The following is a 21,484-nucleotide window of genomic DNA, read 5'->3' as shown; positions in this document are numbered from 1 at the left end:
GGGGAGTCCGGCCCTCGGTCGTTCCCGGGCCCCCTCAGCCGCGCACGGCTCCGGTGACCAGCCAGCGGCCGCCGCGGGCGCGAGCCACCAGGAAGACCGCGCGGACCAGCATGAACAGGTTCATCGCCCACCACAGCCCGGCCAGTCCGGTGCCGGTGGCCGGCACCAGGAACGCGGCCGGGGTGAACACCGCCAGGGTGGCGAGCGCCGCCCGGGCCAGGTAGGGGCCGTCCCCGGCGCCCATCAGCACGCCGTCCAGCACGAAGACCAGGCCCGCCACCGGCTGGCTGAGCGCGAGCAGCAGCAGGGCCGTGTGCAGCTGCCCCTGGACCACCGGGTCGGGGGTGAACAGCGGGACGTACAGCGGGCGGGCGAGCACCACCAGCAGGCCCAGCACCACCCCGGAGCCCAGGCCCCACTCGACCATCCGCCGGGTGGCCGCGCGGGCGCCCGGGACGTCCGAGGCGCCCAGGTAGCGGCCGATGATGGCCTGGCCGGCGATCGCGATGGCGTCCAGCGCGAAGGCCAGGAAGCTGAACAGCGTCATGGCGATCTGGTGCGCGGCGACCTGGTCGTCGCCCAGCCGGGCGGCCACCGCGGTGGCGATCATCAGCACCGCGCGCAGGCTGACCGTGCGGACCAGCAGCGGCCCGCCCGCCCTGGCCCCGGCCCGGATGCCCGCCGCGTCCGGCCGCAGCGAGGCCCGCTCCCGGCGGGCGCCGCGGACCACCACGACCAGGTAGACCGCGGCCATCCCGGTCTGGGCCAGCACGGTGCCCCAGGCCGAGCCGGCCACCCCGAGCCCGGCGCCGTACACCAGGCCGGCGTTCAGCCCGATGTTGGCGGTGAAGCCGCCGACGGCCACCAGCAGCGGCGTACGGGTGTCCTGGAGGCCGCGCAGCACGCCGGTGGCGGCCAGCACCAGCAGCATCGCCGGGATGCCCAGGGAGCTGATCCGCAGGTACGTCACGGCGTACGGCGCCGCGGTCGGCGAGGCGCCCAGCAGTTCGGCCGCCCGGGGAGCCAGCAGCAGGGTGAGCAGGACCACCGGGACGGCCAGGCCGACGGCGAGCCAGAGCCCGTCGACGCCCTGCTGGACGGCGCCCCGGCGGTCCCCGGCGCCGATCCGGCGAGCCACCGCGGCGGTGGTGGCGTAGGCGAGGAAGACGAACACCCCGGTGGCCGTGGTGAGGGCGGCGGAGGCGACGCCGACCCCGGCGAGCTGGGGGGTGCCGAGGTGGCCGACGATCGCGGAGTCGGCCATCAGGAACAGCGGTTCGGCGACCAGGGCGCCGAAGGCGGGCACCGCCAGGGCGAGGATCTCGCGGTCGTGGCCGCGTGCGTCGCGGGTGCGTCTGGAGGGCTCGGCGGGGGCGGTGCTCATGCGCTCCAGGGTACTCATCCACAGGTAAGAGGCCAATGGCCAAGTCGGTCGTTACTCGAACCTGTGGGCGGCGCGCTCCGGCCGGTCCGCGCCCACTGCCGTTCGGCGGTGTGTGAAGAATTTCTCATGCACAGGTCCCGAACGAGGTAATCGCAGGTCAGCAGGTTGACGACGGATCGATCGTCCGGTTATCCACAGGAGCTTCCACAGGGGTGTCCACAGCTTTGCGGCAGTTCTCCACAGCCCGGAGCCAGTCGTCCACACCCCCTGTGGATAACCGCCTTGGCGCAAGGGCGTCCGGCGCCTTAGCGTGGGCCCTCCACCCGATACTCCCACCGGCCCCGGCGTCCGATTTGTCGGTGCCGTGGCGTACAAAGAGGAGCGGCTCCGCTCGCTCCACCCAGCCACCGGCAAGGCCCGCTCCAACTTCGCACCACTCGCTGATCGGGGAACACGCGTGACCGGCCCCCAGTACGACGACCACGACGCCCCGCCGCCGGAGGAGGACTGGCAGCCCGCCGAGGACCCCTTTCCGGCCGGCGCCTTCGACGACGCCCCCTTCCCGGACGGTCCCGGCGACCGGCTGCCGGTCTCCCGCAACCGCGGCGGCCAGGGTGGCGGCGGCGGCCAGGGCGGCAACCGGGGCGAGGGCTTCCGCAAGGGCGGCGACTTCAACGGCAGGGGCGGCAAGAACGGCAAGGGCGGCGGCGGCCGGGACGACCGCCGGGACGACGAGGGCCGCGGCGGCGTCGACGGCTTCGAACGCGTCCCCCCGCAGGACCTCGCGGCCGAGCAGTCCGTGCTGGGCGGCATGCTGCTCTCCAAGGACGCCATCGCCGACGTGGTCGAGGTGCTCAAGCCGGCCGACTACTACCGGCCCGCGCACGAGATGGTGCACGGCGCGATCCTCGACCTGTACGCCCGCGGCGAGCCGGCCGACCCGATCACCGTGGCCGGTGAGCTCACCAAGCGCGGCGAGCTGCAGCGGGTGGGCGGCGCCGCCTACCTGCACACCCTGGTCAACTCCGTCCCGACCGCGGCCAACGCCGAGTACTACGCCCAGATCGTCGCCGAGCGCGGGGTGCTGCGTCGGCTGGTCGAGGCCGGCACCCGGATCGCCGGCATGGGCTACGCCGCCGAGGGCGACGTGGACGAGATCGTCAACGCCGCCCAGGCGGAGATCTACGCCGTCACCGAGCAGCGCACCAACGAGGACTACGCGCCGCTGGCCGACATCATGGAGGGCGCCCTCGACGAGATCGAGGCGATCGGCTCCCGCAACGGCCAGATGTCCGGCGTGCCGACCGGCTTCGCCGACTTCGACGCGCTCACCAACGGGCTGCACCCCGGCCAGATGATCGTCATCGCGGCCCGCCCCGCGATGGGCAAGTCCACCCTGGCGCTGGACTTCGCCCGGGCCTGTTCGATCCACCACAAGCTGCCGAGCGTGATCTTCTCGCTCGAAATGGGCCGCAACGAGATCGCCATGCGCCTGCTCTCCGCCGAGGCCAGGGTCGCGCTGCACCACATGCGCTCCGGGAACATGACGGACGACGACTGGACGCGGGTCGCCCGCCGGATGCCGGACGTCAGCGAGGCGCCGCTGTTCATCGACGACTCGCCGAACCTGTCGATGATGGAGATCCGGGCCAAGTGCCGCCGGCTCAAGCAGCGCAACGACATCAAGCTGATCGTCATCGACTACCTCCAGCTGATGCAGTCCGGCGGCTCCCGCCGGGCCGAGAACCGTCAGCAGGAGGTCTCGGACATGTCCCGTAACCTCAAGCTGCTGGCCAAGGAGCTGGAAGTGCCGGTCATCGCGCTGTCCCAGCTGAACCGTGGTCCCGAGCAGCGCACCGACAAGCGGCCGATGGTCTCCGACCTGCGCGAGTCCGGCTCGATCGAGCAGGACGCCGACATGGTCATCCTGCTGCACCGCGAGGACGCCTACGAGAAGGAGTCCCCGCGCGCGGGCGAGGCCGACCTGATCGTCGCCAAGCACCGTAACGGTCCGACCGCGACCATCACCGTCGCCTTCCAGGGCCACTACTCGCGCTTCGTCGACATGACCCGGGACTGACCCCGGCCCCCGGCCCGCTCCCGGTGCGGAACCGGATTCGGGGCGGGCGGGGGCGACCGGTCAGAACCAGGACAGGCAGTGCGGCGGGCGCTCGGTGCGGAACAGGGCGTCGGCCAGGGCGGCCGCCTCCGGTCGGTGGGCCCGGACGTGCCCGGCCCGCACCAGCGTGCTCACCGGAGTGCCGCCGAGGTAGACCGCGCCCAGGTCCCGCACGTCCAGCGAGAGGTCGGGCTCCCGGTCGGTCGGGACGCAGGTGGCCTCGCCGCCCCGGACGGTCAGCAGGTGGCGGGCGCGCTCGCCGAGGAACGGGTCGTCCACATCGAGGACGAGCTCGCCGTCGGCGGACCAGCCGCGCGCGGTCAGCGCCCGGGGGACGTCCAGCAGCCGGACCCAGAGCCACTCGGTGCTGTTGCCCACCTGGGCGGCGCCGAAGTCCGCGAGCTGCCAGCGCAGCGGGTGCTCGGCGGTGAAGTGCTTGAAGACGACCTGGTCGACCAGGTCGTGCCCGAGCAGGACCCGGGACAGGGCCGAGGTGACGGCGTCGTCGACGGCGATGGTCTCGTCCACCATCAGGGTGCCCCCGTCCAGCGAGTAGCTGGCGTAGCCGTCCGGGGTGCCGTCGGCGTCCCGGTGGAGGGCGATGTAGCGCGGCGCCGCGGAGACCGGGGGCTGCCCGGCGTTCAGGGCCCACCAGCGGTGCGGCCGGGAGAGCGCGCCGGGCCGGGCACGGCGGTAGCGGTCGTAGAGCTCCTCCAGGAGGTCCCGGCAGTCGGCGCGCCGCAGCACCTCGACCGAGCCGGTGTCCGTGCCGCCGGCCCTCGGGGCGGCGAGGACGGCCCGGTGGCGCGGCACCGTGAGCCGCCCGGTGTACGTCGCCGGGCCGTAGCCGAACCGGCCGTAGATCGAGGCCTCGGAGGCCAGCAGCACGGAGAGGAACTCCCCGCGGGCCCGCAGGTCGGCGAGTTGGCGCCGCATCATCGCGGTCAGCACGCCCCGGCGGCGGTGGGTGGGCAGGACGCCGACGAAGCTCACCCCGGAGACCGGGGTGAGCGCCCCGCCGGGCAGGGTGAGCTCGAAGGAGTACGCGCCGGCGGTGCCGACCGGACGCCCCTCGGCGGTCTCCGCGAGCAGGCAGCGCTCCGGTTCGATCGCCGACCACCAGAGCCCGCCGCCGTCCTCGGCCGGGGTCTCCGGGAAGCGGCCGAACGCGGCGTGGACGGTGTCGACGAAGACGTCGAGGTCCTTCTCGGTCGTGGAACGGATTTCCATCGTTGCTGTGCTCTCCCCTGGGTACGGCCCGCGCTTCGTGGGCCGCCGGACAGTCCAGCCGTGACCGGCGGGCGGAGCAAACGAATTTCGACCGGCCGTGGCCGAGCCGGTGCGAAGCCGGTGCGAACGCGGTGCGGGGGAGGGGCAGGTGCGGCGGTGGATCAGACGGTGACGGTGGCCCGGAAGAGGGTGGCGCCGGTGCCGGAGAGCCGGGTCGGGGCGCCGGTGGCGGGCAGGAAGGCGGACTGGCCGCGGGAGAGGTCCAGCACGGCGCCGTCGGCGGCGGTGAGCCGGACGGCACCCTCGGTGCAGAGCAGGATCTGCGGGGTGCGGCCGTCGATCTCCCGCCGCACGCCGTCCAGTTGGAAGCGGGACAGCCGGAACTCGTCGATCGGGACGGGGTAGAGCTGCTCGCCGGGGGTGCCCTCGACCGGGACGGGGTGCACCACCTCGGGGGCACCGGGTTCAAAGAGCACGACCTTCAACAGTTCCGGGACGTCGATGTGCTTGGGGGTGAGCCCGGCCCGCAGCACGTTGTCCGAGTTGGCCTGGAGCTCCACGCAGACGCCGGACAGATAGGCGTGCGGCACCCCGGCGCCCAGGTAGAGCGCCTCGCCGGCCCGCAGCCGGACGTGGTTGAGCAGCAGGCCGGCGATCACGCCGCGGTCGTCCGGGAAGTCCTTGGCGATCCGGGCGTACGGGGCGTGCGGGCCGTCCGGGTCGGTGCCGGCCAGCGCGGCGACGGTCTCCCGGACGGTCCGCCCGGCGGTCTCGTCGTCCATGGTGAGCAGGGTGGCCAGGGTGCGGCGCAGCGCCTCGGCCTCGGCCTCGGCGCCGCCGTCCTCGCCGACCGCCAGCAGTGCGATCAGCGGGTCCAGCCCGGGCACCCCGAGCGCGGCCATCAGCGCGGCCGCCTCGGCGGGCCGGCGGAAGCCGCACAGACCCTCGAACTCGCCCAGCGCGCACACCATTTCGGGCTTGTGGTTGTCGTCGCGGTAGCTCCGCTCGGGGGCGTCCGGCGCGATGCCGAGGGCGTTCTCGGCGGCGAATCCGGCCCGGGCCTGCTCCGTCGTGGGGTGGGCCTGGATGGACAGCGGGATGCCGGCGGCGAGCACCTTGAACAGGAACGGCAGGCTTGGCCCGAACCGGGCCACGCTCGCCGCGCCGAGCTCGCCCTCCGGGTCGGCCGCGATCAGCTCGTCCAGCCGGCGCGGGCCCTCGCCGCGGTCGGCCCGGGACGGGTCGCCGGGGTGGGCGCCCATCCACAGCTCGGCCTGCGGTTCTCCGGTCGGCTCCTGGCCGAGCAGCTCGGGCAGGGCCGTGAGCGACCCCCAGGCGTACGGGCGGACGGTGTTGACGAGCCTGTCCATGCGCGCGGTCCTACTCCTTCGCTGACGGGGCTGCCCCGGACGTCCCGGGTCGGGTCGGCGGTGCGGGCCCGGCGGTGCGGGCGGTCCGGGCCCGGGCAAGGGCATCGACCCTAGCTGACCTGGGTCGCCCGCGGGGAAACGGCGGGTATCAGGTGGGACTGCCGTGGTCCGAGCGGTGGTTCCCGGGCGCGGTAGTAGAATGCCAGGACGCAGTATTATCCGCCCCCCGCAGCATTCTCCACCGTGGTCATCCCGTCGGCGGGCTGTCGGCGGGGCCGCGTTCCAGAGTGCGGGCGACGGTGTTCTGACACTCCCCGCCATCGGCCGAGAGGTTTGTACGTGACCGTGAACCAGCAGAGTTTTGCTGATCTCGGCAGGGTCCTGGTGATCATCCCGACCTACAACGAGGCGGAGAACGTCGAGCGGATCGTCGGCCGGGTCCGTGCTGCGGTGCCCGAGGCCCATGTGCTGGTCGCCGACGACAACAGCCCCGACGGCACCGGTGAGCTGGCCGACAAGCTGGCCGCCGAGGACAGCAACGTCCACGTCATGCACCGCAAGGGCAAGGAGGGCCTGGGCGCCGCCTACCTCGCGGGCTTCCGCTGGGGCATCGACAACGGCTACGACGTCCTGGTCGAGATGGACGCGGACGGCTCGCACCAGCCCGAGGAGCTGGACCGGCTGCTGAGCGCGCTGCGCGGCGCCGACCTGGTGCTCGGCTCGCGCTGGGTGCCGGGCGGCCGGGTGGTGAACTGGCCGAAGTCACGCCTGCTGCTCTCCCGCGGCGGCTCGACCTACTCGCGGCTGATGCTGGGCGTGCCGATCCGGGACGTCACCGGCGGCTACCGGGCCTTCCGCAAGGAGACCCTGCTGGGCCTGGGCATGGACGAGGTGGCCTCGGCCGGCTACTGCTTCCAGGTCGACCTGGCCTGGCGCACGGTGAAGGCCGGCTTCAAGGTCGCCGAGGTGCCGATCACCTTCGTCGAGCGCGAGCTCGGCGCCTCCAAGATGAGCCGCGGCATCGTGGCCGAGGCGCTCTGGCGGGTGACCTCCTGGGGTGTCGCCGACCGGGTGTCCCGGGCGCGCGGCGGTGCCGCGAAGGGCTGAGCCGCCCCCTGATCGTGTGAAGGGTCCGTCTGCCGGGATACGGCGGACGGACCCTTCGTCGTACCCGGGGGCGGGCCGGTGGCCGGTGGCCCGCCGGTGAGCGGGGGGCGGGGGGCGGTCAGCAGCCGCCCCGGAGGGCGCTCTCCGGCAGGTAGCGGTCGGCCCAGACGGCCAGTTCGTTGAGGGCCGGTTTCAGGGCGACGCCGCCCTCGGTGAGCCGGTAGCTGACCCGCAGCGGCGGGCCGGGGTCGACCTCGCGGACCACCAGCCCGGCCTCGGTCAGTTCGGTCAGCCGGTCGGAGAGCATCCGTTCGCTGATGCCCGGGACGGCGCGGCGCAGCTCGGAGAAGTAGGCCGGGCCGCCGTTGGTGAGCACGCCCAGCAGCATGCCGGTCCAGCGCTTGCCGAGCAGGGTGAACACCCGGTGGAGGGCCAGGTCGACGTTGGCGCAGCCGCCGCGGTCGCCGCGGCCGGCAGGGGCGGCGCACGCGTCGACCCCGGTCGGTACTGCGTCGGTCACTACCTCGGGCTCCGCCATGGATCCAGCGTACTCGACTCGCCACTAGTGACTATAGAAAAGTAAGCTGCTACTGTACTTACAGCTGCGAGGGAAAAGGCAGCTACTTATTCTCTGGAGGACCGGCATGCCCACGCTTCTGCACATCGACTCCTCGGCGCTCACCGACGGCTCCGTCTCCCGCGAGGTCACGGCCGCCTTCCGGGCCGCCTGGGAGGCCGAGCACCCCGGTGGCACGGTGGTCCACCACGACCTCGCCGCCGACCCGCTGCCGCACCTGGACGCCGCCGGCATCACCGCCGGATACCTCCCGGCCGAGGCGCGCACCGCCGAGCAGGCCGCCGCCTTCGCGCTGCGCGAGCGGCTGATGGTCGAGCTGGAGACCGCCGACGCGGTGCTGATCGGCGCCCCGATGTACAACTTCACGATCCCGTCGACCCTCAAGGCCTGGCTGGACCAGGTGATCCTGATGGGCCGCACCGCCGGCGAGCAGCCCTCCGCCAAGGGCACCCCCGTCACCGTGGTCGCCTCCCGCGGCGGCTCGTACGGCCCGGGCGCCCCGCGCGAGCCGTTCGAGTTCGTCACCACCTACCTGGAGAAGGTGCTGGCCGGCGGGCTCGGGCTGGAGGTCGACTTCATCGTCCCGGAGTTCACCATGGCGCCGAACGTCCCGGCGCTGGCCGAGTTCGTCCCGGCGGCCGCCGAGTCCAAGGCCAGGGCCCTGGAACTGGCCGCCACCCGGGGCAAGGAGCTCGCCGCCCGGGCCGCGGTGTGACGTGCGCCGGACGGCGCGCCCCGCCGGGCGCGCCTTCCGCGCAATCGGCCGCCGGTACTCCCATGCTGTAGGGCGCAGGAAGTCCGACCGCCGACCAGAGGGAGCAGCCCGTGACGTCGTCCCCGCCCGAGGAGAGCGCCGGCGCGGAACGGGTGGACGCCGAGCCCGTCGCGGCCGGACTCCCCGACGACACCGAGCGGACCGCCCGGCCGCTGGAGGTCGCGGTCTTCACCGGGCCCGAGTCGGCCTTCTTCGCCACCTCCACGCTGATCCTCGGCGAGCACACCGCGATCCTCGTCGACGCCCAGCTCACCCGCAGCGCCGGGCGCGAACTGGCCGAATGGGTCGCGGGCAAGGGCCGCCGGCTGCTCGCCATCGTGGTCACCCACCAGCACCCGGACCACTACTTCGGGGCCGAGGAGGTGCTGAGGCTCTTCCCGGACGCCCAGCTGCTGGCCGCCCCGGCCGTGGTCGAGGGCATCCGGCGCACCGTCGCGGCCAAGGTCGCCCAGTGGAAGCCGGTCTACGGCGACGACATCCCGGACCACCCGCTGGTGCCCGCCCCGCTGCTGCCGCAGCCGCTGATGCTCGACCGCCAGGTCATTCCGGTGCTGCTGCTCGGCCAGGCCGACTGTGGGGAGTCCACCGTCGTCCACGTGCCGAGCATCCGGACCGTGATCGCCGGGGACTTCGTCTGCAACGGCACCCATGTGTGGACCGCCGACACCACCCCGGCCCAGCGCACCACCTGGGGCCACAACCTCGGCCGGATCGCCGACCTCGGCGTGGACCGGGTGATCGCCGGGCACCGCGCCCCCGAGCAGGGCGACGACGCGGCCCGGGTGCTCGCCTTCACCGGGGAGTACCTCCGGGACTTCGACCGGCTGCTCGCCGAGCACCCGGACGACCCGGAGGCGCTGGTCACGGCGATGAACGAGCGGTACGGGGAGCTGACCCTGCCGGCCTTCCTGGACCTGGGGGCGGCCGCCAACACCGCCCGGTCCGCCGCCGCTTCGGCGGCCGGGGCGGAGACCGGGGCCGAGGCCGAGGGTGAGGGTGAGGGCGACGACGGGACGGCCGAGGCCGAGGCCGGGGCCGAGGCCGAGGGTGAGGGCGAGGGCAAGACGGCCGGGACCGAGGGAGAGGCCGGGACGGACCGGGACGGGGACGGCCGGTAGGGCGGGATACTGGCCGCATGACGACGCCGTACGACGTGATCGTTCCGGCGGGCGGCGCGGCCCGGAGGCTGGGCGGCGTCGACAAACCAGGCCTGACCGTCGGCGAGACCACCCTGCTGGACCGGGTGCTCGCCGCCTGCACCGGCGCCCGGACCACCGTGGTGGTCGGCCCCGCCCGGCCCACCGCGGACCCGGGCGTCCGCTGGACCAGGGAGCAGCCGCCCGGCGGCGGGCCGGTCGCCGCCGTCGCGGCCGGGCTCGACCTGGTCACCGCGGACACCGTGCTGCTGCTCGCCGCCGACCTGCCCTTCCTGGACCGCCGTACGGTGGACCGGCTGGTCGCCGCCCTCGACCGGGCCGGACCGCACGTGGACGCCGCCGTGCTGGTCGACGCGGGCGGCCGCGACCAGCCGCTCGCCGCCGCCTACCGCACCGCCCCGCTGCGCGCCGCGCTCACCGCGCTCGGCGACCCGGCCGGGCAGCCGCTGCGCCGCCTGGTCGGCGGGCTGAGCGGGCTGCGGGTCGCCGACACCGACAACGTCGCGTACGACTGCGACACCTGGGAGGACCTGGAACGGGCCCGGGAGCGGGAGAAGTCCTGACCTGGGGCCGGGCGGTGGGCGGGCCTCACCCGGCCGGGCCGCCGGTGGTGCGGGAAGCGACGCGCGCCGCACACGGGGCGAACACCTCGGGGAAACCACCGATCGGGCAGCATGGGCGCATGGAGCGCACGCTGGAAGACTGGATCGCCGAGGTCAAGGCCGACCTGGGCATCGACCTGGACGTGGACGTCCGGGGACTGCTCGACCTGGCCCGGGTGGTCGCCCACGGGGTGGCCCGGCCCGCGGCGCCGCTGACCGCCTTCCTGATCGGCTACGCGGCCGCGCAGCAGGGCGGCGGGGCGCAGGCCGTGGCCGAGGCGTCCCGGCGGACCGCGGCGCTCGCCGAGCGGTGGAGCCCGGCCGACGGCCCGGGGGAGCCGTGAGCGAGGTCGGACGGACCACCGTGACCGTTCCCGCCACCGGCCCCGGCGTGCTGAGCTGGTCGCGTGCCCGGGAGGCCGCGCGCCGGGCCGGACTGCGGCCGCTGCCGGTGATCGGGCTGCCGCTGGCCGAGGCGCTCGGGCACGTCCTCGCCGAACCGCTCGGCGCGCTCACCGACCTGCCCGCCTTCGACACCTCCGCGATGGACGGCTGGGCGGTCGCCGGGCCGGGGCCCTGGCGGGTCACCGGCCGGGTGCTGGCCGGCCGCACCGAGGTGGCGCCGCTGGCCGACGGCAACGCCGTCGAGATCGCCACCGGCGCCCAACTGCCGCCCGGCGCCACCGCCGTACTGCGGCGCGAACACGGCCGGGCGGAGGGCACGCTGCTGCGCGACAGCGGCCCCCAGCAGCTGACCACCGGCCAGGACGTCCGCCCGCGCGGCCAGGAGTGCCGCCGGGGCGAGGAGTTGCTGCCGGCGGGGACGGTGATCGGGCCGGCCGTGCTCGGCCTGGCCGCCGCCTGCGGCCACGACCGGCTCGCCGTGCGCCGCCGTCCGGTGGTCCAACTGCTGGTGCTCGGTGACGAGTTGCTCGACACCGGGATCCCCGGGCCGGGACTGGTCCGGGACGCGCTCGGGCCGCTGCTGCCGCCCTGGCTGCGGGCGGCCGGCGCCGAGGTGGCCGAAGTCCGTTGCGTCCGGGACGACTTCGGGCTGTTGCGGGACGCCCTGCGGCACTCCACCGCCGACGTCGTGGTCACCACCGGCGGGACGGCCGCCGGTCCGGTGGACTTCCTGCACCGGGCGCTCGCCGAGGCCGGCGCCCGACTGCTGGTGGACGGCGTGGCCGTCCGGCCCGGACACCCCATGCTGCTGGCCGAACTCACCGGCGGGCGCCACCTGGTGGGCCTGCCGGGCAACCCGCTCGCCGCCACGGCCGGCATGGTCACCCTGGCGCTGCCGCTGCTGCACGCCCGCGCCGGCCGGGCCGCCGCCGCGCCCGCGCTCGCCCCGGCGGCCGTCCTGCTGCCCGGGCACCCGGTGGACACCCGGCTGCAACCGGTGCGGCGCACCGCCGGGGGCGTGGTGCCGCTCGCCTTCGACGGGCCCGCGATGCTGCGGGGCCTGGCCCGGGCCGAGGCCCTGGCCGTCGTCCCGCCCGGCGGCGCGGCCGCGGGGGAGACCGTCGAGCTGGTGGAGGCCCCGTGAGCAGGCTGCGGCGGATCTCGGCGCCGGGGACGGAACCGTGGGCGGACGCCGGGATCGTGCTGCCCGCGCGCCGTACCGCGCCCGCCCTCCGGCAGGTCGGCTCGCGGCTGCTGCTCGCGCTGGCCGTGCTGGTCGCCACCTCGGTGATCGTCTACCTGGACCGGGCCGGCTACCACGACAACGCGGGCGGCGAACTCAGCTTCCTGGACGCGGCGTACTACGCCACCGTGACGCTCTCCACCACCGGCTACGGCGACATCACCCCGTACAGCGACGGCGCGCGGCTCACCAACATCTTCGTGATCACCCCGCTGCGCGTGGTGTTCCTGATCATCCTGGTCGGCACCACGCTGGAGGTGCTCACCGAACGGACCCGCCTGCAATGGCGGTTGAACCGCTGGAGGTCCACCGTGCGCGAGCACACCGTCGTCATCGGCTTCGGGACGAAGGGGCGCAGCGCCGTCGACACCCTGCTCGGGCAGGGGGTGAAGGCCGAGGAGATCGTCGTCGTCGACCCCCAGCGCAAGGTGATCGAGCACGCCTCGCAGCACGGCCTGGTCGGGGTGGTCGGCGACGCGACCCGGACCGACACCCTGGTGCGGGCCGCCGTCCCCGCCGCGGCCCGGATCGTGGTCGCCCCGGAACGGGACGACACGGCGGTGCTGATCACCCTGACGGCGCGGCAGCTGAACAAGGGCGCCACCGTGGTCGCGGCCGTCCGGGAGGACGAGAACGCACCCCTGCTGCGGCAGAGCGGCGCCGACGTGGTGGTCACCAGCTCCAGTTCGGCCGGGCGGCTGCTCGGGCTGTCCATGCTCAGCCCGCACGCCGGGGCGGTGATGGAGGACCTGCTGACGTACGGGAACGGGCTGGACGTGGTCGAGCGTCCGGTCACCCGGGCCGAGGCGGGACACAGCCCGCGCGAGAGCGAGGAGCTGGTGGTCGCGGTGGTGCGGGGCCGGCGGGTGCTCAACTACACCGAGCCGGAGGCCGCGGTGCTGCAGCTCACCGACCGGGTGATCGTCATCAAGTCGGCCGCGCAGGGCGGGGCCTGAGCCCCGGAGCGCCGTGCGCCGCAGTAGGTTCGGGGCATGCATGCGATGACGATTCCCGTACCCGGCGGCCCCGAGGCACTGGTGTGGGCCGAGGTCCCCGACCCGGTGCCCGGCGAGGGCGAGGTCCTGGTCGAGGTGGCGGCCACCGCCGTCAACCGCGCCGACCTGCTCCAGCGGCAGGGCTTCTACAACCCGCCGCCCGGCGCCTCCCCCTACCCCGGGCTGGAGTGCGCCGGGCGGATCGTCGCGCTCGGCCCGGGCGTGGCCGGCTGGGCCGTCGGCGACGAGGTGTGCGCGCTGCTGGCCGGCGGAGGCTACGCCCAGCGGGTCGCGGTGCCGAGCGGGCAGCTGCTGCCGCTGCCGAAGGGGCTGAGCCCGGAGCAGGCCGCGGCCCTGCCGGAGGTGGCCTGCACCGTGTGGTCCAACGTCTTCCTCACCGCGCACCTGCGGCCGGGCGAGACGGTGCTGCTGCACGGCGGCGCGAGCGGGATCGGGACGATGGCGATCCAGCTGGCCAAGGCGGTCGGCGCCCGGGTCGCGGTGACGGCCGGCAGCGCGGCGAAGCTGGCCCGGTGCACCGAGCTGGGCGCGGACATCGCGATCGACTACCGCGAGCAGGACTTCGTCGAGGCGCTCCGGGAGGCCACCGACGGGGCCGGGGCGGACGTGATCCTGGACATCATGGGCGCCAAGTACCTGCAGCGGAACGTGGACGCGCTGGCCGTCAACGGGCGGCTGGTGATCATCGGGCTGCAGGGCGGGGTGAAGGGCGAACTCGACCTCAACGCGCTGCTGCGCAAGCGGGCGGCGGTGATCGCCACCAACCTGCGCGGGCGGCCGCTGGCCGAGAAGGCGGCGATCGTGGCGGCGGTGCGGGAGCACGTGTGGCCGCTGGTGGAGTCCGGGGTGGTGAAGCCGGTGGTGGACCGGGTGCTGCCGCTGACGGAGGTCGGCGAGGCGCACCGGGTGCTGGAGGCGGGGGAGCAGGTCGGGAAGGTCGTGCTGACGGTCTGAGCACGGGGGCGGCGGGGCGCCGTGGAGGCGGGGTGCCGGGGCGGTGGGGCGGGGCTGCCAGGCTGTCCGAAATGCCGCGATTGTCGGACTGTGTGAATCTGGTGCGGAGCTGTCCCGCTGCCGAACCCGCCTCCGGGCGTGGTCGGCCGTCGGAAGGACTCCGACCGTGGCCGCACCCCCGCACGCCGTCCTCGGGCCGCTGCCCGCCGCGCTCCACCACTGTTTTGACCGCTGTGCCCGTCGTCCTCGCCGAGCCCGTCCGACCGGTCGGGCCCGGCGGCTGGTCGCGGCGGCCGTGCTGGGGCTGACGCTCCCGCTGGCCGCCGCGACCGGCGCGGTGGCGGCCCCCGCGCCGGGTGCCTCGGCACCGGCGGACGCGCGGGCGGACGCTCCGGTGCCGGGCGGCAAGGCGCAGCGGGCGGCGCAGCCCGATCAGTCGGACCAGTCGGACCAGTCGGATCAGCTGGACCAGTCGGATCAGCTGGATCAGGTGGATCTGTCCGCCCAGGCGGACGGGGCGGACCAGGGCTGGTCCTCGCCGAAGGCCGCACCGCCGCAGTACGGGGTGCCCGACCGGTCGCGCCCCGACCTCGCCGAGCTCAGGGCGCACCGCCACCACCCGGCCGCCGTCCTGGAGCGGCCCGACCAGGCCGTCGGGCAGGTGCCGGACCAGGCGCCGGACCAGGCTGCCGCGCAGGCCCCGGACCAGGCCGTCGAGCAGCCCCCCGAGCAGCCGCCCGCGCAGGCCCCGGACCAGGGCGCCCAGGCCGACCGGCCGGACCCGGCCCCGGACACCCAGGACGCCCAGGACCCGGCCGTCGACCAGGACACCGTCACGACGGCCGCCCAGCCGCTGACGGCCACGGCGGCCAGCGGGGTCCTCCCCGCCCGCTGGCAGGACCCCTCCACCCTCCAGCTGCCGCTGGGCGTGGGCCTGGGGCTGATCGGCTGCGGCCTGGGGCTGGTGGGCCTGCGCCTGCGGAAGGGTTGAGGGGGTGGTGCCAAGGCCCGGGGGCGGGCCGGTGGCGTGGAGGTTCGGTGCGGGTTCGCGGGGGACGGGCCCGCGGTGAGGGGTGGGTTTCGCGGGGTGGTCGGGGAGGTGCTGTGTGCGACCGGGCGGCGCGCGGGACGGCGCACGCGCGGGCGCGGACGGTCGGGTCAGGGCGGGAACTGAGTATCCGTACGGATTCCCGGCCGGGCCGCGGGGGCGTACCGTCGTGACGGGGTGGCGCAGGACGGCGGGACGCACGGGGGCTTCCGCCCGACCAACCCCAGTGAGAGAGAATGTTGTTCATGACGAATCCGATGAACGAGCGCTCGTCGCAGGAGCCCTTCCGGGCCGCCGGCGGGCAGTCGCAGGACGGCCAGAAGGTGCTGATCGTCGGACCGGACGGGCTGCCCGTGGGACAGGGGTTCGCCGGGGCGCCGATCGAGGGGCACGAGGACTCGGAGATGCCGCGGGAGCTCCCGGTGACCGAGATGGTCGAGCAGCCCGCCAAGGTCATGCGCATCGGCAGCATGATCAAGCAGCTGCTGGAGGAGGTCCGGGCGGCGCCCCTCGACGAGGCCAGCCGGGTCCGGTTGAAGGACATCCACGCCAGCTCGATCAAGGAGCTGGAGCTCGGGCTGGCCCCGGAGCTGGTCGCCGAGCTGGAGCGGCTCTCGCTGCCGTTCACCGACGACACCATCCCGACCGAGGCCGAGCTGCGGATCGCCCAGGCCCAGCTGGTGGGGTGGCTGGAGGGCCTGTTCCACGGCATCCAGACCGCCCTGTTCGCGCAGCAGATGGCCGCGCGGGCGCAGCTGGAGCAGATGCGGCGCGCGCTGCCGCCCGGCCTGCACGGCGGCGAGCCGGACGAGGAGGAGCCGGGCCAGGGCCGCGGCATCCGCTCCGGTCCGTACCTGTAGGCCCGTACCTGTGGGCCCGACCCCGCAGGACCGTACCCGTGAGCCCGTGGGTACGGTCCGGGGCCGGTCCGGGGCCGGACGTACCGTGACGGTCCGCCCCGGGCCGGGGCGCGGGGACCGGGCGCCGACGGTCCGGGGGCGGGACCGGCCCTGGGCCGATCACCGTCGGCGGGAGCCGATACCCTGACCCCTGTCGCAGGCCGGTGGAGCCGCCGCGACAGGGGTTCGCCGGGCCAGCGGGCCGGGCCACCACGCACGGACGAGACCGAACGTCACCGGTTGCGGCAGGACCACCGCGCCGAGGGGGAGCAGAGGACCATGAGCGAGCACGGCAACGCGGCGGCCGAGGGCTTCTCCCTGGGCAACGGCCGCTATGTGCTGCAGCGGCTGCTGGGCGAGGGCGGCATGGCCTCCGTGCACCTCGCGTACGACAGCGTGCTGGACCGGCAGGTCGCGTTGAAGAGCATGCACAGCGAGCTGGGCCGGGACGACTCGTTCAAGGAGCGGTTCCGCCGTGAGGCCCAGGCGGTGGCCCGGCTGGAGCACCCGAACATCGTCACGGTGTACGACAGCGGCGAGGACGTCGCCCCGGACGGCTCCAGCACGCCGTACATCGTCATGCAGCTGATCGACGGCAAGGGCCTGCGCGAGGCGATCAACGAGGCGGTCGCCCAGTACGGCGCGATGCCGGCCGACGAGGCCCTGAAGGTCATCGTCGGCGTGCTGAACGCGCTGGAGGCCTCGCACGACATGGGCCTGGTGCACCGCGACATCAAGCCCGGCAACGTCATGTTCGACCGCAAGGGCAACGTCAAGGTCATGGACTTCGGCATCGCCCGGGCGCTGGAGTCCGGGGTCACGTCGATGACCCAGACCGGCATGGTGGTCGGCACCCCGCAGTACCTGTCGCCCGAGCAGGCCCTCGGCAAGCCGGTGGACGCCCGCTCCGACCTGTACTCGGTCGGCGTGATGCTCTTCGAGATGCTCACCGGCCAGCTGGTCTTCGACGGCGACTCGGCCTTCTCGATCGCCTACAAGCACGTCCAGGAGGAGCCGCCGGCGGCCTCCAGCCTCAACCGGTCGATCACCCCGGTGGTGGACGCCTTCGTGGCGCAGGCGCTGCGCAAGGACCCGGCGCACCGGTTCCAGAGCGCGGCCGCGATGCGGGACGAGGCGGAGCGGCTGATCGCCGAGTTGAAGGGCGGCGGCGCCGGGCACGCGCTGCAGGCCAGCTCCCCGCTGGTGATCAAGGAGGGGCCGCGCTCGGTGCACGCCACCCCGCAGGCGCCGCAGACCCCGCACCCGTTCCCCCAGCAGCAGCCGCCGCAGTACCAGACCCCGCCGCCCGCGTACCAGACGCCGCACCCGCAGTACCTCCAGCAGGGCGGCCCGCAGGCCCAGCCGCAGTACCGGACCCCGCCGCCCGCGTACCAGACCCCGGTCCCGCAGGCCCCGCACACGCCGCAGCCCTTCCAGCGGCCGATGCACACCCCGGGCCCGCAGCCGATGCCGCCGTACCAGCAGCCGAAGCCCAGCAGCGGCGGCTGCTCCACGGCCTTCGTGGTGATCGCGATCATCGTCGGTGTGCTGGTGCTGGCCGGCATCATCATCGCGATCGTGGTCAACAAGGCGCAGAACAACACCAACGGCAAGTTCCACTCCGAGCGCCCGGCCGCGGTCGTGGTGGTGGACCCGCAGGCCGACCGGGGCGGTCTGCTCTGACGTTTCCCGCTCCTCCGCGCGTGTCACGGCTGCGCGCCGGAAGCGGTAGCGTTCGGGGATACGTAAGCGACAGGGCACCGCGAATCCGAGCGAACGCCCGGGGCGAGGAGCGATGGCACAGACGCAGCAGCCGGACGACGAGACGGGTGCCCGAGCGAACGGCCGGACCGGCGGCGCGCCGAGGATCCCCGAGCCGGGCAGCGAATCCGCGACCTCCGCGCTGCCGCCGTTCGGCGGTTCGCAGACGCCGGGCCGCGGGGTGCCGATGGGCACGGTCGGCGACGGCCGCTACCGGCTGACCCACCGGCTCGGCCGCGGCGGCATGGCCGAGGTGTTCGCCGCCGAGGACGTGCGGCTGGGCCGCACCGTCGCGGTCAAGCTGCTGCGCGGCGAGCTGGCGCAGGACGACATCGCCCGGGTGCGCTTCACCCGCGAGGCGCACGCCGTCGCGGCGCTCAACCACCATTCGATCGTCGCGGTCTACGACACCGGCGAGGAGTACGTCGGGGACGAGTCCACGCCGTACATCGTGATGGAGCTGGTCGAGGGCCGGACGGTCCGCGAGCTGCTGGCGGACGAGGAGGCGCCGCCGGTCGACCAGGCGCTGATCATCATCGCCGGGGTGCTGGAGGCGCTGGCCTACAGCCACCGCAACGGCATCGTGCACCGCGACATCAAGCCCGCCAACGTGATCATCACCAACGCCGGCGCGGTCAAGGTGATGGACTTCGGCATCGCCCGGGCGCTGACCGGCGGGGCCACCACGATGACCCAGACCGGCATGGTCATGGGCACCCCGCAGTACCTGTCGCCCGAGCAGGCGCTCGGCAAGCCGGTCGACCACCGGTCCGACCTGTACGCGGCCGGCTGCATGCTCTTCGAACTGCTCACGCTGCGCCCGCCGTTCACCGGCGACACCCCGCTCTCGGTGGTCTACCAGCACGTCCAGGACCCGCCGATGCCGCCCTCGCAGGCCAACAGCCGGGTGCCGGTCGGCCTGGACCCGCTGGTGCTGCGCTCGCTCGCCAAGAACCCGGACGACCGCTTCCAGGACGCCGACGAGTTCCGCGCCCACCTGCAGCACGCGCTGCGCGAGATGCACGGCGCGGGCGGGGCCGGCTGGGTCGGCGCGGGCACCGGGCTGCCCGGGGACACCGGGGCCACCCAGGTGCTCCGGCCGGACCAGGCGGCCGCCACCCAGGCCTTCGGCGCGGTCGGCGCCGGTGACCAGACCTCGGTGCTGCCGTACTCCACGGGCGGCCCGCACGCCCCCTCCCCGTACCAGGGCGGCGGTTCGTACGGCGGCGGTGGCGGCGAGGACGACCACGGTGACCACGGCGGTCGGCGGCGCGGGCCCTGGGGCTGGGTGGCCGGCGGGATCGCCGTGCTGGTCGCGGCCGGGGCCGGGATCGCCTTCGCGCTCAGCGGCACTGACGTGAAGACGCCGGTGGTGCCCAACACACCCGAGCCGGCGGTCAGCACCGTCGAGTCGACCACCCCGACCCAGAACGGCCAGCCGACCCCGCCGCCGTCCACCTCCGGCAGCCGGCGGCCGCAGCTGCCGAGCGACCCGGGGACGTACAGCGGGAACGGCGGCGGGGGCGGCAACAACATGTCGCCGTCGCCGACGGGGAAGCACACACCGACCCCGACGCCCACGGCGACCCACACGCCGAGCGCCTCCGCGACGGCGACCGGTGGGGCGAGCACCTCGCCGTCGGCGCCCTCGGGTGACGGTACGGCGTCCTCGAAGCCGCAGCCGTCGCAGACCCCGGTCAAGCCGCCGGTGACGCCGCCGGTCGGCGGCAACTGACGGATCAGTTGGCGAAGGCGTCCAGGACCTGCTCGTACTCCTGGCACCACCACGCCAACTGGCCCGCCGAGGCGGGGTAGAGCGGGTCGGCCCGGTGGTCGGCCCGCTGGTAGCGCCACTGCAGCATCCAGAAGTCGTTCAGCCGCTCCCACCAGACCCGGTGGACGGCGGCGGCCAGGTGTTCGGGGGTGGCCGCGCCGGAGGCCCGGTAGGCCTGGGAGTAGCGGCGGACCCGGACCAGGTCGAGGGCGCCGGTGGTGCGGTCGTTGAAGAGCAGGGTGGCGGCCCGGACGGCCTCCTCGGCGCGCGGCTGCGGGCCGAGCTTGTCCCAGTCGAGCACCGCGGTGACCCGCTCGCCGCCGTCCGGGCCCGCGGTGTGGATCAGGTTGAGACCGTGGAAGTCGCCGTGGGTCCAGCCGGTGGGCGGGGCGGCGAGCGGGTCGGGCCGTCGGTGGGCGTGCTCGGCGAGCAGTTCCAGCCGTTCGTCGAGCCGTCGGACGACGAGGGCGTCCAGCTCGCCGTACGGGCGGTGCTCGCGGGCGCGGCGGCGCAGGTCGCGGGCCAGTTCGGCGCTGTCGAGGGGGTCGGCGCTGCGGTAGCCGTCGGGCTGGTCGAGGGGGGCGCAGACGTCGTCGAGCGCGCCGTGCAGTCGGCCGAGCAGCGCGCCGAGGGCGTCGCACTGCGGCGGTTCCAGCTCCGTACCGTGCCGGTGTCGGCCATCGGTCCAGGGGAACAGGGCGAACAGCCGGCCGTTCAGGCCGGCCACCGTCGCGCCGCGGTCGGAGCAGCTCAGCGGGGGCGCCACCGGCAGGCCGAGGGCGTGCAGGTCGGTCATGGCGCGGTGGTGGGCGAGGATCTTCGGGCGGTTGGCGGTGGCCGCGTCGACGTAGCACTTCAGGAAGTACGTGCCGGCTTCGGTGGTGACCCGGTAACCCCGGTTGAGCAGGCCTTCGGCGACCGGTTCGGCGGTGAGCAGCCGCCCCACCCGGAAGCGGGCCAGGACCTCGGCGAGTGCGCTGCGCGGTACCGGTGGGCTGAGGGTCCCTATCGGCGGTGCGGAGAGGTCGGGGCGGGCCGGGGCGCAGGCGAGGGTCTGGCTGAAAGTCACGTGCAGAGGTTATGGCCCCCTGGTGGGGGCCCTTGACAAACCGTCACATGTGTGAAGGGAAGTATCAGTACTGATGATCGGCCTGGTGCCGCGCCACGTACGCCGCCGCCTGGGTGCGTCGCTCCATGCCCATCTTGGCGAGCAGACTGGAGACGTAGTTCTTCACCGTCTTCTCGGCCAGGTGCAACTCGTTGCCGATCTGACGGTTGGTCATCCCCTCGCCGATCAGATCGAGGATCCGCCGCTCCTGCTTGGTGAGTTGGGCCAGCCGCTCGTCCTCCTTCCCGCCGCCGTCGCGCAGCCGGGCGAGCACCCGGCTGGTGGCGACCGGGTCGAGCAGGGAGCGGCCGGCCGCGACGTCCCGGACAGCGGTGATCAGGTCGGTGCCGCGGATCGCCTTCAGGACGTAGCCGGAGGCGCCGGCCATGATCGAGTCGAACAGTGCCTCGTCGTCGGAGAACGAGGTCAGCATCAGGCACTTGATCCCGGGCAGCCGGGACCGGATCTCGCGGCAGACCTCGACCCCGTTGCCGTCCGGCAGCCGGACGTCGAGCACCGCGACGTCGGGGTGGACCGCGGGGATCCGGGTGAGCGCCTCGGCGGCCGTGCCGGCCTCGCCGACGATCTCGATGTCGTCCTCGACCGACAGCAGGTCGTGCACGCCCCGTCGGACGACCTCGTGGTCGTCGAGCAGGAACACCCTGATTTGTCCGTTATCAGTCACGCCCAAAGCCTCCCATACCACCGTACAAAAGGCCTATCGTCCCCAGTGCCGTAAAGGCGTGATCCAGCCACACCCGACCGAAACCGATACCGAGAACCCCCTTACGCACGGGCTTCCGCCCGGATAACGTGCGCTGGTGTCCTGAAGGCGCTCGAATTGAGAGCTGCGTCACGCCGACCGTCACCCCCACCCTTCCGACGGCGAGCCGGACGCGGCACCCTCGGGGTTGTAGGCCCTGAACAAGTAGGACGTCCTAGCGCAAGCGCGCCA

The 21,484-nt window shown here is 74.3% G+C and carries 17 protein-coding genes and 2 pseudogenes; 13 read left to right on the top strand and 6 right to left on the bottom strand.

The window, feature by feature from the left end:
- Positions 1-34: 34 nt before the first annotated feature.
- A complete protein-coding gene (locus AB0F71_RS03840) occupies positions 35-1,384 on the bottom strand; it encodes an MATE family efflux transporter (protein WP_360227566.1) in 1,350 nt (449 codons plus the stop codon).
- A gap of 583 nt (positions 1,385-1,967) precedes the next feature.
- Between AB0F71_RS03840 and dnaB the strand changes: the two genes are divergently transcribed.
- Complete coding sequence (dnaB, locus tag AB0F71_RS03835) at positions 1,968-3,464, top strand: replicative DNA helicase (protein ID WP_360227734.1); 1,497 nt, start codon at positions 1,968-1,970, stop codon at positions 3,462-3,464.
- A gap of 60 nt (positions 3,465-3,524) precedes the next feature.
- Here dnaB and AB0F71_RS03830 read toward each other — a convergent pair whose 3' ends face one another.
- The gene (locus AB0F71_RS03830; protein ID WP_360227563.1) at positions 3,525-4,733 is read right to left on the bottom strand and encodes a GNAT family N-acetyltransferase; all 1,209 of its coding nucleotides are present in this window, start codon (positions 4,731-4,733) and stop codon (positions 3,525-3,527) included.
- A 161-nt stretch (positions 4,734-4,894) separates the two neighbouring features.
- Complete coding sequence (gene manA / locus AB0F71_RS03825) at positions 4,895-6,103, bottom strand: mannose-6-phosphate isomerase, class I (RefSeq protein WP_360227560.1); 1,209 nt, start codon at positions 6,101-6,103, stop codon at positions 4,895-4,897.
- Positions 6,104-6,442: 339 nt separating this feature from the next.
- Here manA and AB0F71_RS03820 point away from each other — a divergent pair, with 339 nt between their 5' ends.
- Positions 6,443-7,210, top strand: a complete 768-nt coding sequence (locus AB0F71_RS03820; protein ID WP_360227557.1) for a polyprenol monophosphomannose synthase — start codon at positions 6,443-6,445, stop codon at positions 7,208-7,210.
- Positions 7,211-7,328: 118 nt separating this feature from the next.
- Here the strand turns inward: AB0F71_RS03820 and AB0F71_RS03815 are convergent, their stop codons facing one another.
- Complete coding sequence (locus AB0F71_RS03815) at positions 7,329-7,748, bottom strand: helix-turn-helix domain-containing protein (RefSeq protein ID WP_360227554.1); 420 nt, start codon at positions 7,746-7,748, stop codon at positions 7,329-7,331.
- Positions 7,749-7,854: 106 nt separating this feature from the next.
- Here AB0F71_RS03815 and AB0F71_RS03810 point away from each other — a divergent pair, with 106 nt between their 5' ends.
- The 11 genes and pseudogenes from AB0F71_RS03810 (at position 7,855) to AB0F71_RS03760 (ending at position 19,382) form a co-directional block, all read left to right on the top strand.
- Positions 7,855-8,502: an NAD(P)H-dependent oxidoreductase gene (locus AB0F71_RS03810; RefSeq protein ID WP_360227552.1), complete on the top strand. Its 648-nt coding sequence runs from the start codon at positions 7,855-7,857 to the stop codon at positions 8,500-8,502.
- A 110-nt stretch (positions 8,503-8,612) separates the two neighbouring features.
- Positions 8,613-9,680 carry an MBL fold metallo-hydrolase gene (locus AB0F71_RS03805; RefSeq protein ID WP_360227549.1) on the top strand — a complete coding sequence of 356 codons (1,068 nt, stop codon included), beginning with the start codon at positions 8,613-8,615 and terminating at the stop codon, positions 9,678-9,680.
- Positions 9,610-10,270: pseudogene (locus tag AB0F71_RS03800) on the top strand (molybdenum cofactor guanylyltransferase); the annotation flags it as partial. The gene AB0F71_RS03805 and the pseudogene AB0F71_RS03800, both read left to right, overlap by 71 nt.
- 113 nt (positions 10,271-10,383) lie before the next feature.
- A pseudogene (locus AB0F71_RS03795) lies at positions 10,384-10,665 on the top strand (DUF6457 domain-containing protein); the annotation flags it as partial.
- 50 nt (positions 10,666-10,715) lie between these two features.
- Positions 10,716-11,870 carry a molybdopterin molybdotransferase MoeA gene (locus AB0F71_RS03790; RefSeq protein ID WP_360227731.1) on the top strand — a complete coding sequence of 385 codons (1,155 nt, stop codon included), beginning with the start codon at positions 10,716-10,718 and terminating at the stop codon, positions 11,868-11,870.
- 53 nt (positions 11,871-11,923) lie between these two features.
- Positions 11,924-12,925: an NAD-binding protein gene (locus AB0F71_RS03785; protein ID WP_360227728.1), complete on the top strand. Its 1,002-nt coding sequence runs from the start codon at positions 11,924-11,926 to the stop codon at positions 12,923-12,925.
- A 36-nt stretch (positions 12,926-12,961) separates the two neighbouring features.
- Positions 12,962-13,939 carry an NAD(P)H-quinone oxidoreductase gene (locus AB0F71_RS03780; RefSeq protein ID WP_360227546.1) on the top strand — a complete coding sequence of 326 codons (978 nt, stop codon included), beginning with the start codon at positions 12,962-12,964 and terminating at the stop codon, positions 13,937-13,939.
- A 166-nt stretch (positions 13,940-14,105) separates the two neighbouring features.
- Positions 14,106-14,930, top strand: a complete 825-nt coding sequence (locus AB0F71_RS03775; protein ID WP_360227543.1) for a hypothetical protein — start codon at positions 14,106-14,108, stop codon at positions 14,928-14,930.
- A gap of 302 nt (positions 14,931-15,232) precedes the next feature.
- On the top strand, positions 15,233-15,847 hold the full coding sequence (locus AB0F71_RS03770) for a bacterial proteasome activator family protein (RefSeq protein WP_360227540.1): 615 nt from the start codon (positions 15,233-15,235) through the stop codon (positions 15,845-15,847).
- 318 nt (positions 15,848-16,165) lie between these two features.
- Positions 16,166-17,569 carry a protein kinase gene (locus AB0F71_RS03765; protein ID WP_360227537.1) on the top strand — a complete coding sequence of 468 codons (1,404 nt, stop codon included), beginning with the start codon at positions 16,166-16,168 and terminating at the stop codon, positions 17,567-17,569.
- A 265-nt stretch (positions 17,570-17,834) separates the two neighbouring features.
- The gene (locus AB0F71_RS03760; RefSeq protein WP_360227725.1) at positions 17,835-19,382 is read left to right on the top strand and encodes a protein kinase; all 1,548 of its coding nucleotides are present in this window, start codon (positions 17,835-17,837) and stop codon (positions 19,380-19,382) included.
- 4 nt (positions 19,383-19,386) lie between these two features.
- Here the strand turns inward: AB0F71_RS03760 and AB0F71_RS03755 are convergent, their stop codons facing one another.
- Both AB0F71_RS03755 and AB0F71_RS03750 read right to left on the bottom strand, forming a co-directional pair.
- Positions 19,387-20,490, bottom strand: a complete 1,104-nt coding sequence (locus AB0F71_RS03755; RefSeq protein ID WP_360227534.1) for a phosphotransferase — start codon at positions 20,488-20,490, stop codon at positions 19,387-19,389.
- Between the two features lie 64 nt (positions 20,491-20,554).
- Positions 20,555-21,214 carry a response regulator transcription factor gene (locus AB0F71_RS03750; RefSeq protein ID WP_360227531.1) on the bottom strand — a complete coding sequence of 220 codons (660 nt, stop codon included), beginning with the start codon at positions 21,212-21,214 and terminating at the stop codon, positions 20,555-20,557.
- Positions 21,215-21,484: the final 270 nt, after the last annotated feature.

Origin of the sequence: Kitasatospora sp. NPDC028055, assembly GCF_040637885.1 — a bacterium.
Taxonomy (GTDB): domain Bacteria; phylum Actinomycetota; class Actinomycetes; order Streptomycetales; family Streptomycetaceae; genus Kitasatospora.
The sequence above is the reverse complement of the archived record's forward strand: the minus strand, read 5'-3'. Positions and strand labels throughout refer to the sequence as shown.